Source organism: Reichenbachiella agarivorans (assembly GCF_025502585.1).
GTDB lineage: Bacteria > Bacteroidota > Bacteroidia > Cytophagales > Cyclobacteriaceae > Reichenbachiella > Reichenbachiella agarivorans.
On the sequence record NZ_CP106679.1, the window covers coordinates 1,998,507 to 2,015,207 of the forward strand.

19 protein-coding genes are annotated in these 16,701 nt (G+C 41.2%); 6 read left to right on the forward strand and 13 right to left on the reverse strand.

Annotation, left to right across the window (positions count from 1 at the left end):
- Positions 1-67: 67 nt before the first annotated feature.
- The 3 genes from N6H18_RS08315 to N6H18_RS08325 all read left to right on the forward strand — a co-directional run bounded on the left by N6H18_RS08315 (position 68) and on the right by N6H18_RS08325 (position 1,548).
- Positions 68-583, forward strand: a complete 516-nt coding sequence (locus N6H18_RS08315; RefSeq protein ID WP_262311373.1) for a hypothetical protein — start codon at positions 68-70, stop codon at positions 581-583.
- An 83-nt stretch (positions 584-666) separates the two neighbouring features.
- Positions 667-1,119, forward strand: a complete 453-nt coding sequence (locus tag N6H18_RS08320; RefSeq protein ID WP_262311374.1) for a hypothetical protein — start codon at positions 667-669, stop codon at positions 1,117-1,119.
- An 18-nt stretch (positions 1,120-1,137) separates the two neighbouring features.
- Entirely contained in the window at positions 1,138-1,548 is a 411-nt protein-coding gene (locus N6H18_RS08325) for a GNAT family N-acetyltransferase (RefSeq protein ID WP_262311375.1), read from the forward strand.
- A 26-nt stretch (positions 1,549-1,574) separates the two neighbouring features.
- Here N6H18_RS08325 and N6H18_RS08330 read toward each other — a convergent pair whose 3' ends face one another.
- Positions 1,575-4,259, reverse strand: a complete 2,685-nt coding sequence (locus N6H18_RS08330) for a triple tyrosine motif-containing protein (protein WP_262311376.1) — start codon at positions 4,257-4,259, stop codon at positions 1,575-1,577.
- A gap of 288 nt (positions 4,260-4,547) precedes the next feature.
- Between N6H18_RS08330 and N6H18_RS08335 the strand changes: the two genes are divergently transcribed.
- On the forward strand, positions 4,548-5,405 hold the full coding sequence (locus tag N6H18_RS08335) for a bestrophin family protein (RefSeq protein WP_262311377.1): 858 nt from the start codon (positions 4,548-4,550) through the stop codon (positions 5,403-5,405).
- 146 nt (positions 5,406-5,551) lie between these two features.
- Here N6H18_RS08335 and N6H18_RS08340 read toward each other — a convergent pair whose 3' ends face one another.
- The 5 genes from N6H18_RS08340 to N6H18_RS08360 form a co-directional block, all read right to left on the reverse strand.
- Complete coding sequence (locus tag N6H18_RS08340) at positions 5,552-6,019, reverse strand: Spy/CpxP family protein refolding chaperone (RefSeq protein ID WP_262311378.1); 468 nt, start codon at positions 6,017-6,019, stop codon at positions 5,552-5,554.
- A 12-nt stretch (positions 6,020-6,031) separates the two neighbouring features.
- Positions 6,032-6,325, reverse strand: coding sequence for a hypothetical protein (locus tag N6H18_RS08345; protein WP_262311379.1), 294 nt, complete (start codon positions 6,323-6,325; stop codon positions 6,032-6,034).
- On the reverse strand, positions 6,322-6,885 hold the full coding sequence (locus N6H18_RS08350) for an RNA polymerase sigma factor (protein ID WP_262311380.1): 564 nt from the start codon (positions 6,883-6,885) through the stop codon (positions 6,322-6,324). Before N6H18_RS08350 ends, N6H18_RS08345 begins: the two co-directional genes overlap by 4 nt.
- A gap of 64 nt (positions 6,886-6,949) precedes the next feature.
- Positions 6,950-7,417 carry a Spy/CpxP family protein refolding chaperone gene (locus tag N6H18_RS08355; protein ID WP_262311381.1) on the reverse strand — a complete coding sequence of 156 codons (468 nt, stop codon included), beginning with the start codon at positions 7,415-7,417 and terminating at the stop codon, positions 6,950-6,952.
- Positions 7,418-7,487: 70 nt separating this feature from the next.
- Positions 7,488-8,687 carry an S-adenosylmethionine:tRNA ribosyltransferase-isomerase gene (locus N6H18_RS08360; protein ID WP_262311382.1) on the reverse strand — a complete coding sequence of 400 codons (1,200 nt, stop codon included), beginning with the start codon at positions 8,685-8,687 and terminating at the stop codon, positions 7,488-7,490.
- A gap of 95 nt (positions 8,688-8,782) precedes the next feature.
- On the opposite strand from N6H18_RS08360, the gene N6H18_RS08365 reads away from it, so the two are divergent.
- Positions 8,783-9,871: an o-succinylbenzoate synthase gene (locus tag N6H18_RS08365; RefSeq protein WP_262311383.1), complete on the forward strand. Its 1,089-nt coding sequence runs from the start codon at positions 8,783-8,785 to the stop codon at positions 9,869-9,871.
- A gap of 113 nt (positions 9,872-9,984) precedes the next feature.
- Here the strand turns inward: N6H18_RS08365 and N6H18_RS08370 are convergent, their stop codons facing one another.
- The 4 genes from N6H18_RS08370 to N6H18_RS08385 are packed head-to-tail and all read right to left on the reverse strand — an operon-like array spanning position 9,985 to position 13,067.
- Entirely contained in the window at positions 9,985-10,782 is a 798-nt protein-coding gene (locus N6H18_RS08370) for a queuosine precursor transporter (RefSeq protein ID WP_262311384.1), read from the reverse strand.
- 1 nt (position 10,783) lies between these two features.
- Positions 10,784-11,698: a ribonuclease Z gene (locus N6H18_RS08375; RefSeq protein ID WP_262311385.1), complete on the reverse strand. Its 915-nt coding sequence runs from the start codon at positions 11,696-11,698 to the stop codon at positions 10,784-10,786.
- 29 nt (positions 11,699-11,727) lie between these two features.
- Complete coding sequence (locus N6H18_RS08380) at positions 11,728-12,102, reverse strand: STAS domain-containing protein (RefSeq protein ID WP_262311386.1); 375 nt, start codon at positions 12,100-12,102, stop codon at positions 11,728-11,730.
- A gap of 20 nt (positions 12,103-12,122) precedes the next feature.
- Positions 12,123-13,067: a phosphoribosylaminoimidazolesuccinocarboxamide synthase gene (locus tag N6H18_RS08385; RefSeq protein ID WP_262311387.1), complete on the reverse strand. Its 945-nt coding sequence runs from the start codon at positions 13,065-13,067 to the stop codon at positions 12,123-12,125.
- Between the two features lie 198 nt (positions 13,068-13,265).
- On the opposite strand from N6H18_RS08385, the gene N6H18_RS08390 reads away from it, so the two are divergent.
- Entirely contained in the window at positions 13,266-13,892 is a 627-nt protein-coding gene (locus N6H18_RS08390) for a carbonic anhydrase (RefSeq protein WP_262311388.1), read from the forward strand.
- A gap of 317 nt (positions 13,893-14,209) precedes the next feature.
- Here N6H18_RS08390 and N6H18_RS08395 read toward each other — a convergent pair whose 3' ends face one another.
- The 3 genes from N6H18_RS08395 to N6H18_RS08405 all read right to left on the reverse strand — a co-directional run bounded on the left by N6H18_RS08395 (position 14,210) and on the right by N6H18_RS08405 (position 16,688).
- Positions 14,210-14,608 carry a hypothetical protein gene (locus N6H18_RS08395; protein WP_262311389.1) on the reverse strand — a complete coding sequence of 133 codons (399 nt, stop codon included), beginning with the start codon at positions 14,606-14,608 and terminating at the stop codon, positions 14,210-14,212.
- Between the two features lie 143 nt (positions 14,609-14,751).
- Positions 14,752-16,014 carry a sensor histidine kinase gene (locus tag N6H18_RS08400; RefSeq protein WP_262311390.1) on the reverse strand — a complete coding sequence of 421 codons (1,263 nt, stop codon included), beginning with the start codon at positions 16,012-16,014 and terminating at the stop codon, positions 14,752-14,754.
- The gene (locus N6H18_RS08405) at positions 16,011-16,688 is read right to left on the reverse strand and encodes a response regulator transcription factor (protein ID WP_262311391.1); all 678 of its coding nucleotides are present in this window, start codon (positions 16,686-16,688) and stop codon (positions 16,011-16,013) included. Before N6H18_RS08405 ends, N6H18_RS08400 begins: the two co-directional genes overlap by 4 nt.
- Positions 16,689-16,701: the final 13 nt, after the last annotated feature.

Below are 16,701 nucleotides of genomic sequence, written 5' to 3' on the forward strand. Positions count from 1 at the left end.
CTTATTTTTTTGCCTCGGTCGGTTGATTGCCTTATTTTGAATAAACTTGCCAAAATTCAGATTCCTTATGACTCGTATTCTTCTAGTCTTTTTTTTGTTTGTGTTTTCATCTGTCTGCTGCTTTGCCCAAAAAAAGTTGGTTTTTCAAAATGACCAATTACATGAGACCATTGAGATCAAAGAAGGTGACTATGTCAAACTGCGCTACAAGGGCTATCTCAATCAAGAAGCAGAGGTGGAAAATTTCGTTCTTGAAATCAACGATGCGACGATCAATTTTCATTATGCTGGTAAGAAGAATCGTTACCGTGATGATAGGATGGTTTTGCTCTCTGATGTGACTGGTTTTAGACGTATGTCGAAGATGAAGCCTTTTTTGGCTCCTTTGACCAGTATTGGAGTAGGTGTGGGGATATACTATGCTTTTGGTAATGATGAGGTGTTTAACAATACACAGCAATTATTTTATTCATTGGGAGCGTCCCTAGGCACCTCCTTGTTGATCAATTGGGTTTTCAAGTCCGAAATCAAGCTCAAGATGTCGGATGGTTGGTACATACGGGTGGTAAGTCCTTCTTTTTAGCTGGGTAATTCTGCGATTGAGCTTATTATTTAGGTTCTGAATAGTCTTTGGATTTGATTTACGGATCTAAAAACAATGTATCTATGAAAACTAAATTATCCTTATTGAGCCTAGCATGGGTGTGTAGCCTGCTGTCATGTGAGTCAACTGTCAACAATCCTCTTACGGGTACTTGGGTGTTGCAAAGTGGCATGGTTGTCCGTGGCAATGACACGACCTTCACCGACTATACCCAAGACTTGAGGTTCATCAAAATCATCAATGCCACCCATTTTGCCTTCTTGAAGCATGATCTAAACGGAGGAAAGGATTCGACCACAGCTACGTACGTAGCAGGTGGAGGTACCTATCAACTGATCGATGATCAGTACACAGAGCACTTGGAGTTTTTGAACTACCGAGAGTGGGAGGGAAATGATTTTGAGTTTACGGTTTCATTTGTCGGGGACACCATGGTACAGCAAGGAATTGAGAAAATTGAATCCCTAGGCATTGAACAATTCAATATAGAAAAGTACATTCGCAGCGTTGATTGATCAACGAAATTACTTTCTATGAAAATAGCTACTGTGCCCCTCGCTACTGTATGGGATATGCGCCATCAAATTATGTATCCAGCAGAGCCTTTTGATTTTGTGAAGGTGGAAAATGACACTGAGGGAGAGCATTATGGTATCTATGATGGAGATCAAGTGATCTCTGTTATTTCCCTTTTTTTTGATGGGAGTCGAATGCAGTTTAGGAAATTTTGTACTCATATAGCCTACCAAGGTCAAGGTCATGGGAGTCAATTGCTTAAGTATATCTTTGAATTAGCCGAATTGAGGAAGGTGGACTTGGTTTGGTGCAATGCCAGGGTAAACGCCAGTGCATTGTATGAGCGCTTTGGAATGTACAAAACAGACAAGGTCAGTTACATGGCTGGTTTTGATTTTGTAATCATGGAAAAACCTCTCCCTAGCTAAGACAGTAGTTGTTGATAGACTTGTGTTTAAGCTTTGACTGTTTTGTTCTTTTTTTTGAATGGAGCCTTGAATAAATCCGTGATTCCCATACCTGACAGCCCGGGCCCTTTCTGCTCCGCTTTCATGTATTTTTTGAGGAATTGCTCTAGCGGAAATACACAGAGTGCTATCCCGACATTGATTCCAAAATCTACCACAGGAGAACTTTCGATACTCAAATAACCTGAGGCAACAGACTGCAAAAACTCAATAACCAAGACGATAGTAAGGATCGTGAGCCCCTCGGTCAGTATGATGTTTTTGGTCTTGGAGCGTCTATTCATGATCACAGACCCTACCACCAACAGTGACATGATTAGAATTTGTAACGCACCGAACCACCAAGTCTGCCAGTACGGGGGGTGGATCACGAAACGGATGTCTTGCGACTCTTGAATGTTGTCAAAGGAGTCACGAGATCTTACCTTGAGTTCGTAGATGCCTGGTTGTAGGTAATTGAAATCTATGCGGTTATTTTCTCTCCACATCGACCAGTCGTTGTTGAGGCCCTTGAGTCGGTACTGGTATTCTGCCTTCAATAGCCCGCGATAGTCAGGTCGAGACATTTCTATGTGCAGGGTGTTTTCGTTGTATTCAAACGCCATATTTTCTCGGATTTTGACATCCCCCATGTTGGAAGTGACTTTTCTGAAAAACATCTTGTTGCTGGTAATGAGCGAATCTGAAATGGCAGGCTCATATTGCAGGATTTCCTCTGAGTCATTGAGCAACCACAACCTGTCTCCGTAGGTAGAGATATAATTCATGTCAGGGAATAGACGGAATTTGTCATGCTTGTCTAGTGTTTTATCCTTGTTGATGCGGTACCAGTTTTCTCCATTGTACACCCAAATCGTTCCATTTCTCTCCTGTAGATGTTTGACCGCTAGGCCGATTTGATTGGTAATAGTCGTATCAGAGACTATCTTTTTCAATGTCGTGTTCAGGTAGTAGTAGCCCTGACTGTTGATAAGATAAAGCTGCTTGTCTATATAGGTTAGTTTGACTTTGTCCACAAAGGGGTTGTTGAACTCATAGGTATGGTAATCTGGGTTTTCGGAACTGAGTACGTTGAACTCATACAGTGATCCCGCTGTAATAAACCACGTACGACCACTCGCATCGTTGAGTGTGTTGAGTATGATATTGCCATGGAGATCGATTTCATCCGAAATCACCCATATATCGTCTTCTAGTTCGTAGAGTTTGATTTCGTTGAAGTGGGTACCGATAATCAAGCGGTTGGTTTTACGCTCTTGTTCGATCAGTCTGACAGGTTCGTGAATGACTAATTCTCCTGCACCGTCTTTGATCTCATACACGCCGTTGGTGCCCGCTGCGAGAAGCTTCCCTTTGTAGACTATGAATTTTTCTATTTTAGCATGAATGCCTTCGACTGGTTTGAATAAGTATTTTGAGTGAAGAAATTCCTTTCTGATTCTTTTTTCGTACTGTTTTTTGTCTGACTTCTGTATGTGTTGAGGATTGGTATAGCGCTCATTATTGCCAAAGAGTGACCATTTCTTTTTCTTCTCTTGCACTGGTGATGAGTTGGTGGATTTACTTGATTTTTTTTCCACATAGTAGACCGTGTTTTTAAATACATCTTCTTTGTCTAGGTAGTAGACTCCTTCACTGGTAGCGGCATAGAGTGTCCTTTCGTAGAAATATACCTCGGAGATATTACCATGTAGTCCCTGAAAATTGGAGAAACTTCTGAAGGGTATACTGATTTCCATTCTGCTCAACCCATAGGCGTGAGAGATCCATAGTCCTTCTTCTTTGTCTGCTCCCAAGGTGTAGATTTGGTTGTCGGGGAGTCCTTTGCTCTGGTTGATGATTTCTTTGATTTCGGACTTTTTATTATCATAGAGGATGCAGCCATCTTCTAGCGTACTGAGGGCGAAATAGCGGTCATTCACCCATTTCCCATCCTTGACAAAGGACTCATGCTCCTCCAGAAATTCTGAAATTTTACATTCGTAGAAATGAGGTGCTCTGTATATGAACGTGCGGTTGTCTGTGGTACCGATCACGTACTTGTCTTCTTTAGGATGCTTGTCTACAAAAAGAAATTTGGCATGAGGAGGGACATTCCAATCGTGGTAAGAAAGGGAGTCATTGTCATAGCGCAAAAGCGTATCATTGGTTTGGATCAAAATGTTCCCATCGATTTCAAACATGTTGGTGAAGTAATCAGCCTCATCCTTGAGATAGATGAGGTTGGATTTTTTTTGCACAGTATGGTAGCGCTGTACGTTGTTTTCACTCATGAAGTAGACAGAGGAATCCTTGTAGAGGGTTTGGTTATAGAGTCCATGATCACGTTTGTTGGGATTGAGAGAGATGAATTGATATTCATTGTCTTGGTAATCTACAGTCCCAAAGTCCCCTACACAGCCTACATACAGGTTGTCATGGAGGTCAAAAGTAATGGACAGTGCAGTGCTAGGGGTAGAGACAAAGTCCCATTTTTGTCCGTCATAAAATAAAATACCCGATCTATTGGCGATACAGAGCTGCCCTTTGCTGTTGGAGGCAATGTCAAAGTTGAGATTGTCCATCCCATCAATGTCCAAAGTGTGATGAGTCAAGAACAAATCCCCTTGTTGTGCAAAAGAATTAAAACCGACGAAGTAGGTAACTAGAGCAGCTAAAATGTACTTTATCATGATAGGTTTTCACTTATAGGGGATGAGTCAAATTGTCAGACGAAAGATAGCAAGAAGTTGTATTTTGATCTACTATAGAGCTGTGAAAAGTAATTTTTGATCCGTATTAATACTGATTTGCTCCATGGCTAGAAATATAAAATAGGGGTATTTTTTTTTATTATTGTTCTTTGAGCAATCTTTGGCGAACGACAGGATTGGTAGCTAATTGGCTTTGCTTCTGAGATCATAAAAGGTGGTCATAGCGACCTGATACCAAACCTAAAAAAAGAATCGAATCCACTTACTATGATAAAATATAACCCCAAAAATTGGCTTGTTTTTAATTTTTATAGCCGTTTTGTATTTAGAAGGTTGCTCCCTATGCTGATAGGAATGTCTGCCTTTACAGTATTGTTGGAATATGTGGTCTTGGACATATTCAAGTTGCATTATCCTGGGATTTTGGCGTTTCATTCTATTTTGGGGATTTTCTTGGGTTTGTTTTTGGTATTGCGCACCAATACAGCCTACGATCGATGGTGGGAAGGCCGAAAACTCTGGGGACAATTGGTCAATGATACGCGTAACCTGGCTATTAAGATCAATACATTCACCAACAACAAAGAAACCAAAGCATTTTTCGCAGAAATGATCCCGAATATCACGATTGCGATGAAAGAACAGCTGAGAGACAGTCACATCATTGGAGAAATGGAGTTTAGTGATGAGAAGGTCAAAGATGCCGTGATCAAAAGTCATCACAGAACCAACTACATCAACGGTCTACTGTATGCAAAGGCACAGGAAATGAACAAAGGGGGTGAGATAACGGATTTTGAGTACATGATGATGGACAAAGAACTAAAGGGCTTTACCGATATCATAGGTGCTTGTGAGAGAATCCATACTACCCCAATCCCTCACTCATACAGTACCTTTATCAAGAAATTTGTCTTCTTCTACATCTTTACTTTACCCTTTGGTTTGGTATGGCAGTTTGGCTATTGGACGACATTGATTGTGCTGCCTGTCTATTATTTTCTGTTGAGTTTGGAGTTTATAGCTGAGGAGATAGAGGATCCTTTTGGCAAGGATATCAATGACTTGCCGCTGGATGGCCTGACTACTAAGATCAAGGCCAATGTTTCTGAGATTCTTGCTTGAAGACTGATGGCTGTGCCGATGATAGAGTGATCTATGTCTGCACTATATGGTAGCAGTGTTTCGGGACAACCATGATACTTTCGGATCCTCACGGAACTCACCTGAAATGATGGTTTGCTACGTGAGTTGAGTACAGCGTATAGATTTTATTTGTCTAATTTCTTCTTTGGGTTTTTAAGAAACATCTCTTTCATGGTTTTGTCAAAGGATTCGTATTGATCTGGACGACAAATGGACTTGAGTTCACGAAAATGCTCAAAGGCCATTTTGTCCAGTTCTTTTTGTATGCTGGCCGTTTTTTGACTGTATGCATCTATGTCAAAGGTATCATTGTCGAGGTTGTCCAATATTCCTTTTCTCATCTCGTGCATTTCTTTCATTTTGGAACGCAATTCTTTTTGATGACTCTCTTTTAGAGATTTGAATGCTTCAATTTGTTGCTGATCCAACCCGATTTTTTTCTCCAAAAGATGCCCAGCAAACATACCGTTGCGGTCATTATGTTTGTCACGAAAATCAGGCTTGCTGAATATGATCCAGATACATCCAATGTTCAGCAAAACGAGCAAAACTAGGGTGATGTTCTTTAGTTGGTCGTATGTTGTAGGTTTCATAGTTCGAAAAATTTAATAGTTGTAGTAGTCGTTGCTATTCCAGTTGTAGTTGCTTGCCATCTCTTCCACAATTGAGGCTTCTGAGGCGACTTGTTCTTGGTTTTTGCTGTATTGATAGACGCCAATCAGGTTGATCAGGAGGATGGCAATTGCTGCGGCATATTGCCATAGAGATAGGGAAGTTTGGGCTTTTTTTGCCTCCATCGCTTTCATCCAGTCGCCAAATAGATGCTCAGGCACCTCTACCTTCTGAGTAGGCTTGATGGCTTCCAGCCAGCTGTCAAATGTTTCTTTGTTCTCTTTCATGATGATATCAGGTTGAGGGTAGAAAGTTTCTTTTTTAAATTGGTCTTGGCTCGGAACATCAGGGACTCTACAGATGATAAACTAAGATCCATGATTTCAGATATTTCTTTATAAGTCAATCCTTCCATGTGATAGAGTGTAAAAGCTGTTCGTTGATTCTCTGCCAGTCCATGAAGTTCCTTTTGAATCAAGGTGGCTTTGTCTAGATTTTCTGCTTCGATCCCTGGATGGTCAATGAGCAAATCTCCTTGTACCTCATGGTCATCCACGGAGACAAAGAAAGCAAATCTCTTTTTGCGTTTGGCTTTTCTAAGGTGTTCCAATGACTTGTTGCATGCGATACGGTAAATCCAAGTTTTGAGAGATGATTTACCTTCAAAATGGTGGATTTGGGCGTTGATCTCCATAAATACATCTTGGGTGACCTCTTCGGCATCTTCCTGTACTTGCAAAAAATTCAAGCAAGTATTGTACACCATCTTGGCGTAGGTATCAAAGAGCACCTTAAACGCCGCAGTGTTTTGCTGTACCAGTTGATCGATGAGCAGTGTGTCTTCCAATTGAGTAGTTAATGATGAAGGAGAACAAATTCGGCGAACCGATATGTTCTCCTAAATATAGTGATTATGATTTGTGCTGCCCTTTGTTTCTGTCTTTGTGCTGTTGCATTCTGTCAAATTTCATTTTTTGCTCGTCATCGAGCAGTGACCTGACTTTTACTTTGCTCATGGTCATGTTGATAAATACCTCACCTTTCAAACTACTGATCTGGTCAGCTACCTTTTTAATTTCTTTGCTGTCAGGCATGTCAGAGGTAGTGAGCGTATTCATTCTTGCATCCAGTTCGTTGATTTTGTTTTGTAGCGGCTGATTCTTTTTTGCCATCTCCAAGTGAATCGCTTTGATCTGTGATTGTTGTGCATCGGTCAGATCGAGTGCTTCACTCATCCTATCGATTGGGTTTTTCATTTCATGGCCTCTTTCTTTTTGACCTCCTCTAGGCTCGTGTCTGTCTGCGGGTGATTGTGCCATGATGCTGCCTGCCACTAGACCTAGTGAGAGAGCTGCTGTTAGAATTGTCTTTTTCATCATTTTTCTGTTTTGTTCTTAAATTTTAATCCTTAGATGTCTTACAAAACAGAAACTTGCGCTGACTTGTCAATTATTTTTGCCTGAGCAAAAATGAAGTGTCACCATAGCTGAGGAAGCGGTAATCTTGCTGCAAGGCTTGATTGTATATTTCTCTCCAATCATCTCCGACAAAGGCAGCTACCAATAGTACCAAGGTAGAACTAGGCATGTGAAAATTGGTGAATAAGCCCTCAACCACTCTAAATTCATAACTAGGATAGATGAAAATTTCGGTCTCCCCATGCAAGTTATCGACCTGCTCTTGATCCATTTTGTGTAGAATGGCCTGTATTGAGTCGTGGAGTGAGATACCAGACAATGCTGGGTTGTAGGCTGTGTCTTTAAGGATATGAAAGTTGGAATGGGGGTTTTGGGTCAACATGGTACCATACCAATAGGTGCTCTCTAGGGTGCGCATGGCCGTGGTTCCTACGGCAATGATTGGTCCTGAGCTGTGGAGGATATTCGTCAGATTGTGACGGTGGATGATGATGCGCTCATTGTGCATGTCATGCTCCCGAAAATCTTCGGTTTTGATGGGACGAAAAGTTCCCGCACTGACATGCAGCGTCAGTCGATCTATCGTGTGTCCATGATCTGTCAGAGAATCCAAAGTGGCTTGTGTAAAATGCAGTCCTGCAGTAGGAGCCGCTACAGCGCCTTCTTTCTCAGAGAAGACGGTTTGGTAGCGTTCTTTGTCCGCAGCTATCTCCTCACGGTTGAGATAGGGAGGTAGTGGGACATGACCTGCTGCCTCGATGATGCTCAAAAATTCATCTTCTGTGTTCCAAGCAAATTCCACCAATCCAGCAATGCGATCTATCAGTTTGGCATGGAGTGAAATATGATCAAGCTGTAGATGAATGGAAGTATCTTCTTTCCATTTTTTGAGATTGCCAATCATACATTTCCAAGTACAGCGATTTTTTACTTTCAGTGCTTGTTGGAATTCTGTTTCTGGTGAGTTGGGTTCAGTCAAGAACACTTCTATTTTGGCTCCTGTGTCTTTTTGGAAGTAAAGTCTGGCCGCTATGACCTTGGTATTGTTGAGGAAAATGGTCGAATGAGCCGGGATGTGATCCAGTAGGTTTTTGAAATAATCGTGTTGGATTTTATTTTGCTTGTAGACCAGCAATTTGGACGCATCTCTGTTTTCGAGTGGATGTTTGGCAATCTTTTCGTCTGGCAACTCAAAAAGATATTTCTCCAGCTTTGTATTTTCGTTTGACATGTTCATTTCAACTTCACTGCCAAAATTCTTCTTTTATCCTTATAATCTCATGTGATTCTCCGATTTTATTGTAAAATTAGAGTCAACATATCTCTATGATTTTAGATTTTAAGAAACACACCTTAGACTTCAAATTTGAAGCAGGAACCTCCCGGGGAGTCCTCAAAACCAAAGACGCTTGGATCCTTAGAATGATGGATAAAAGTAATCCAATAATACATGGATATGGTGAGGTCAGTACAATTGAGCGATTAAGTTATGACTACCATTTGGAATTTGAAAAGGAACTGGAGCATCTGGCCAAGGAACTCAAGCATTACCATCTCCCTGCTACAGAAGAGGGGATTTACAAGCTGGTGGTAGAGCTGGTAGAGGTGACCAAACCAGCTCTTAGGTTTGGTTTGGAGACTGCTATGTTAGACCTGTTTCATGGAGGAGGATTCAAGATTTTTGACAATTCATTTTACAATGATCAACAGCCTATTCCGATCAATGGCTTGATTTGGATGGGTGAGGAGGACTTTATGTTGAATCAAATCGAGGAGAAGATCAAGTTGGGATTCAAATGCCTCAAAATGAAAATTGGCGCCATTGATTTTGATACCGAATTGAGGATATTGCAATCGATCAGAGATAGATTTGATGCGGAACAGTTGATTTTGAGGGTTGATGCCAATGGTGCTTTCAAAACACAAGATGTACTTGTCAAGCTAGATACCTTGTCACAGTTTGATCTGCACTCTATCGAGCAGCCCATCATGCCGAGACAGTTTCATGCGATGCAGCTTACTTGCAAGCGCTCTCCTGTGCCTGTCGCTTTGGACGAGGAGTTGATTGGGGTTTTTGATCTGAAAGACAAAAGAGACTTGCTCAAGGGGATCCAGCCACCGTACATTATTCTCAAACCATCTCTTTTGGGTGGATTCAAGGCTACCGCAGAGTGGATTAGATTGGCCGAAGAATTAAAAATTGGATGGTGGATCACCTCTGCATTGGAGAGCAATATTGGACTGAATGCCATTTGTCAGTTCACGGCGCAATATCCAAACCTGTCCTACCAAGGGTTGGGGACGGGACAATTGTATGACAATAATTTTTATTCTCCATTGACCTTAGATGCTGATCGCATTAGCTATCATCCTAACCTGTCGTGGGATCTTTCCCACCTCAAATTTGGGCAGTAGTCTAGTGATCAAGCACATTGATCGAAAAATATTGAAGACAGGTGATTTTTGAAACAGTTTTACCTCAAGTAAAGCGAATAAAGATTCGTTATTACTCTTTTCAAAATTGTCAATTACAATAAGTTTTTGCTGGACTCTGCGGCTTCCTCAGCCAAGAGTTCAGCATTTTTTTTGCCTAGATACAGGTCAATGCCCATGTGTCCGACATAGAGTAGGGGTGTCAGTACGATGGCAATGCTGAATTTATAGATGTAGTTGATTACCCCCACTGCCAAGACTTGCTGGATGGGCCAGTTGCCCCAGAAATAAAAAGCGATGAATAGTACGACAAAACTGTCTATGAATTGCGAAACTAGAGTGCTGCCAGTTGCTCTGAGCCAAATCATTTTTTGCCCCGTGATCTTCCTTAGTTTTTGAAAGACAAACACATCTAAAAGTTGGCCAACGAGAAATGCGAATAAAGAACCCACCATAATCCCCAAACCTTGCTGAAAGATAAGGTTGTAGGCATAATCAATGTTGAACGGATTACCTTTAGCATCTTGATTATTGTAATCTAGCCAAAAGTCGGCAGGCGGGAGAATCGTGATCACGTAGATCAACAGGAATGCAAAGGCGATGAGTCCTACGGTGATAAAACTGATTTTTCTTACCCCTTTTTTGCCGAAATACTCATTGATAATGTCGGTCGTCAGAAAGACTGCTGGCCATAGAATCACTCCAGCGGTGAGGTTGAAGTCTAAGGTCAGTTGTCCAAAAAAGCTGATTTGCGCAGGAGGTATTTGCAGCAGTTTTTCCAAAGAGAAAATCTTCACACCTAAAATTTCAGCGAGTAGGGCATTCATGATGAAGAACCCCGCCAAAACAAGGAAAAGGTTGTTCTTTTTCTCTTGATAGTTTGACGCTGACATCTTACTCTTCTTTGTATTCGTGTCCTTCTAGTGCCAACTCGGTGTTTTCAAAAATGCTTTTAGATTCAGCCAGCATTGGGAGCAATTCCTTGTAGCGAGTAGAAAAATGTCCAATCAGCAGTCTTTTTACCTCCGCTTTTAGTGCAATAGTTGCTGCGTCCAGAGTAGTCGAGTGGAAGGTCTGGGCTGCTCGCTCTTTCATATCCTCCATGAAGGTTGCCTCATGATAGAGAATGTCTACATTTTTGATGTAGGGCAGGATGTTTTCATCATACTTGGTGTCCGAGCAAAAAGCATAAGACCTGCTCTCTGCTGGAGGTAAGGTGAGTTCATCGTTTTGGTAAGAAATTTTGGTGCGCTCGTCAAATATATCTTCTCCATTCTTGAGCTGAATGATCTTGGAAGGCGGGAGATCAAATGTCAGCCTGCGTTTGTCAATTCTGCGTTTTTTTGGTCTTTCTCTGAATACAAACCCCGAACAAGGAATGCGATGATTGAGAGGGAAAGAGTGTACGGTCAGGTTCTGGTTCTCAAACAACAGCTGATGGCGACCATACTCCCACTCAGTGAGGTTGATTTGATAGTTGAGGTGAGTTTGAGAATGTTTTAAATTGATAGAGATGATTTCCTTGAGCCCTGGAGGGCCGTAGATATTCAAGTCTTTTTTCCTCCCATAGAGATGGAGAGACGATATCAGTCCAATCAGACCATAATAGTGATCTCCATGTAGATGGCTGATAAAAATATGATCAATTTTTTGCGCCTTGACTTTGTTTTTTTTGAGTTGTAGCTGCGTGCCTTCGCCACAGTCGATCAAAAATGGAATCTGCATCATCGTGAGCAATTGCGACGTTTGGTTCCTGTTGTGTGCAGGAACAGATGCATTGGATCCGAGTATTATGACGCTAAATGGCAAATGAAATGATCAAAATGAGATGATGGTGATTAAGACTCCTCTTCGAATCCGCGCTCTAGTTCGTTCATGAATACTAGGTCGACAGCTTCTTCTACTGTAGGTAGGATTTCTAGCACCTTGTCTAGTTGAGATATTTTGATGAGTTTCATCGCATGATCTGATACACCACTTAGGATAAATGAGCCACCAGCGTCGTTGAATACTCGGTTGCCTACCAATAGTGCGCTGAGCCCTGATGAGTCGATGTACTTGACGTCAGAGAGGTCGACGATCATATTGCCCACACCTTGACCTTGAAAAGCCAAAAACTCAGTTTTTAATTCTGCTGAAATCGTAGAGTCAAGTTTTTCTTCGTTGAACTTGATGATGTTGTATTTTTCTTGTCTGTCTAGTGTGAATTTCATAGTGTCTTTTTCTCCTCTTCTTATTGTAAAGTAATCGATTTCTCGATGTTTTCTTTGATTCTATTGTAAATATCTGAAGTATCAACACGATCGAATCTGTCACCAGTGATCTTTTCGTATAGCTCGATGTAGCGTTCCGAAATCGAGTTGACTTTTTCTGGGGACATGTCTGGAATCTTCTGTCCATCCTTGCCTTGGAAACCCTCAGAGATTAACCATTGACGTACAAACTCTTTGGAAAGTTGTCTTTGGGCTTCTCCTTTTTGTTGCAATTCGGCGTAAGTGTCAGAGTAGAAGTATCTTGACGAATCAGGCGTATGAATTTCATCAATGAGGATGACTTTGCCCTCGTATAGACCAAATTCATATTTGGTATCTACTAGGATCAATCCTCTGTCGGCAGCCATCTCTGTACCTCGCTGAAAGAGTCTACGGGTGTAGTCTTCTAGTTGGAGGTAAAGTGATTCTTCTACTATGCCCTGTTTTAGGATTTCCTCTCTAGAGATATCTTCATCATGACCTTCGGCAGCTTTGGTGGTAGGCGTGATGATAGGTGTAGGGAGTTTGTCATTTTCTTTGAGACCTTCTGGCAGTGCAACCCCACAGAGGAGTCTCTTGCCTGCCTTGTACTCTCTGGCAGCATGACCTGCTAGATAGCCTCTGATTACCATTTCTACCTTGAATGGTTCACATTTTTTGCCAATGGTGACGTTGGGGTCAGGCACTGATTCTACCCAGTTGGGGACGATGTCTGAGGTAGCTTCCAAAAATCTCGATGCAATTTGGTTCAAAACCTGCCCTTTATAGGGGATTGCTTCTGGTAGGACTACATCAAAGGCAGAGATCCTATCACTGGCGACCATAGCGAGGAGATTTTCAAACTCATAAACATCACGAACTTTGCCGGTGTACTTTTTAGTCTGTCCCGGAAAGTGGTAATCGGTAGATTTTAGACCTGTATTCATGGCGCAAATCTAAGCGATTGTTCGAAAATACAGGGAACTAGGCTTGATAATTAGACAAGTAGTTTGAGTCAGACCATACCAGAAAATTAAATAGGTATAAGTATCAGGAAAGTTTCGATATTTAAGCTTTGTTACCGAGATGAATTTCTACTTACATAGTAAGGAAGCATCAACGATTAGCCTAAAACAAAATATAGTATGGAAATAGAACAGATTTTTAAAAACAATAAAAACTGGGTTCAAGAAAAATTGAGTCGCGATTCAAACTATTTTAAGAACCTTTCAGAAGGGCAAAATCCAAGTATTCTTTACATTGGATGCTCGGATAGTCGCGTGACAGCAGAGGAGCTCATGGGGATTTCACCTGGAGAAGCTTTCGTGCATAGAAATATAGCCAACATGGTTCCGAATACTGATTTGAGTTCCATGTCTGTCATAGATTATGCTGTACTGCACCTCAAGGTGGATCACGTCGTAGTTTGCGGTCATTATTATTGTGGTGGAGTCAAAGCTGCCATGCAATCCAAGGACTTAGGGATATTGAATCCTTGGTTGAGAAACATTCGCGATGTTTATCGAATCCATAAGAATGAATTGGATGGAATCAAAGATGAAGAGGCACGCTACAAGAGACTCGTCGAATTGAACGTGCAAGAACAATGCATCAATGTAATCAAGACCGCAGAAGTACAGAGGGCCTATCGAGAACGTGGGATGACAGTACATGGCTGGGTGTTTGACGTTCACTCTGGTCAGCTCATTGATTTGAAAATAGACTTTTCAAAAATCTTGAAAAACGTCATGGAGATTTACAGACTGGATTGATGGTCAAAAATAGTATTTGATGGATGAAATTTGGAAGGTAAGAAGGGATCGAATGTATCCAAATGAAAAGGTGCCATTCTCAACTTTATGAGAATGACACCCGATACAGGTAAATAAGGGTTGTCTTAGTTAAAGCCGCGAGTCGATCCGTTGCTTTAATGGGTTACCCCTGAATTTTGTAGCGGCGAACAGCTCACCCTGCCAGATATGAAGAAACATACTCTCTTGTCATCTTGATAGCATCCGACTGCTACCTGATCGACAAGAGGTTCCAAAAAGAATCACTGAATCTGAATTAAATCTGTACATCATTGAGTTTATGAGATTTTCTTTTCGGAGACTAGATTGCCCGTTTTATCATAGATGGCTCGCATCAGGATGCTTTGTCTTCTAAACAAAATATAGTAGGTGGCTTTGGGATTTGTGATGGAATGATAGATGGAAACGATCGAGCAACCCGTGTGATTTTTGGAGATTTGATGGCGGATGTTGGGAGAGAGTGAGCTTGACAAGAGACTTTCTAGTTTGTTGAGGATTTTTCCACTCCATAGAGACAAGACCAAAAAATCTTTCTGATCCTGATCAAAGTAAATGGAGATGTTTTCTCTGGAAAGAATGCAATATTTCAGTTTGAGATGATCAAAATGTTTGGAGATCTCTCTGAGATATTGTTTGGGGATGTCTTCTTTTTTGACGGCTATCTCGTGATTTCCCATCCAAACTAATAGCAAGTTTTTCCACCAGTTGAGCAATCTCAGGTGATGCAAAGAGGGGGATACAATCTCTATGGTAGCTGGTATGGACACAGCACAAACCAAGGTGTAAAATCTGAAGAAATTCTGAATAAGAAAGTGATTGCTCAGAATTTGAGTTCTATTCTGTGCAGGTTGCCAGGATTGGAGTATTTGATTTCTATATGATAGATGTCACAGATTTTTTTGATTAGTGCCAGTCCGAGTCCTGACGAATCCATGGCATTGCTGTCTTTTTTGAATCGCCGAAAATAATTTTCAGGACTGTGTTCCAGTGTATTGCCGCTGTTTTCGAAAATGATAAAGTCAACATCTACGGTGATTTGTAAAAAGCCTCCTTGGATATTGTGCTTGATGGCATTGCTGATCAGGTTATTGATCAAAATGTAGGTCAGCGTATTGTTGAGAATTAGGGTTGGTTTGTTTCTAAAGGTTTTGTTGATTTTAATTTTTTTCAGTTTGATCAGCTCCATGAAATAGCTGAGTGTTTTCTCTATGAATGGCACTATTTGGATAGGTTCTACCTCATTGAACTGATTGTTTTCCATTTTGGACAACATAGAAAGCCCATTTTTTAATTTGGACAAGCGAGTAGTAGCATCATAGATTTTGCTGATATCTTCTATTTGTCCCTGATCTAGACGGCTGTCTTGGAGGAGGTTTTCTGCCCTAGACTTGATGATGGCGAGTGGTGTTTGGATTTCGTGAGAGGCGTTTTCGGTAAATTCCTTGAGGTTCTTGTAGTCGTTCTTGCTTTTGATAATCATGGACATGATCACTCGATTGAGTTCGTTGAACTCATAGATTTTAACTTGATCAAAGAATACTTCTGCATCTTGGGTGATTTCGTATTTCTCTAGCTTGGAGATTGTGTAGTAGAATGGTGCCCATAGTTTTTTGGATATCTGTCTGGTGACAAAGGACAAGGCAATGATCAAGAAAATCGTCAATAGGAGCATGATTTCACCTATTCCGGTGATCAGGTCTTCGGTGGGTAGGAGAGATTTGGTGATGACGATTTTGTAGTTGACTTGGTTGAGCTGATCCGAAAATGAAAGTGTCCTAAAGGGCAGTATCCTGTTTTCATAATTGTCCCACATCAGTGTATCGCTCAGTACGGTCGGTATGAAAATGCCCTGCTCTATGGAGTCAATTTTGATCCTGTCGCCTACATTGAGATAAAAGACATCTTGCAGGTTGTCAAAGTTGTGCCATTCAAATAGAAATTGTTCTTTGTCAGCAAACAACTTTTCATTGAACTCGTGATTGATGATGTTTTTGAGAATGTAGTAGCTCACAAAACCACCAATAATCAAGATGAGAATGATGGCGGCAAAGTTGTAGCGGCTAGTGAGACTGAGTAATTTCAAAACTGAGTAAATTTATATCCAACGCCATAGACAGTTTGAATATAATCATTGCCTCCCAGTTTTATGATTTTCTTTCTCAGGTTTTTGAGGTGAGCATAGATGAAGTCGTAGGAGTCTGCCATGTCCATGTAGTCGCCCCAGAGATGCTCGGCAATCGAATTTTTGGTAATGACTCTGTTTTGGTTGGAGATAAAGTAGATGAGCAAGTCGTACTCTTTTTTAGTCAGACTCAAAGGTGCTCCATTGATTTTTACTAGTCTTTCTTCCGTACAAACTGTGATTTCTTTGAATATTATTTCGTTGTTACCGTCAAAATTTCTGCGTCTGATGACGGACTTAATTCTGGCGTTGAGTTCAGAGAGGTCAAAGGGTTTGGCAAGGTAGTCGTCAGCGCCCACGTCTAGCCCTTTGATCTTGTCGTCCACCGAATTTTTGGCTGAGATAATGATGATGCCAGAGGTGGATTTTACTTTTTTGAGCTGTTCTACTATGTTCATACCACTACCATCTGGTAGGGTGATGTCTACCAAGATACAATCATAGGTGTAGAGGTGTGTTTTTTCGGAAGCCTCCTTGTAGCTGTTGGCCCACTCACAGTGATATCCTTCTTGATTGAGGTATTTTATGACTGATTCTGCTAGATCTTTCTCGTCTTCAATAATTAATAAATTCATCTACACACTTTTT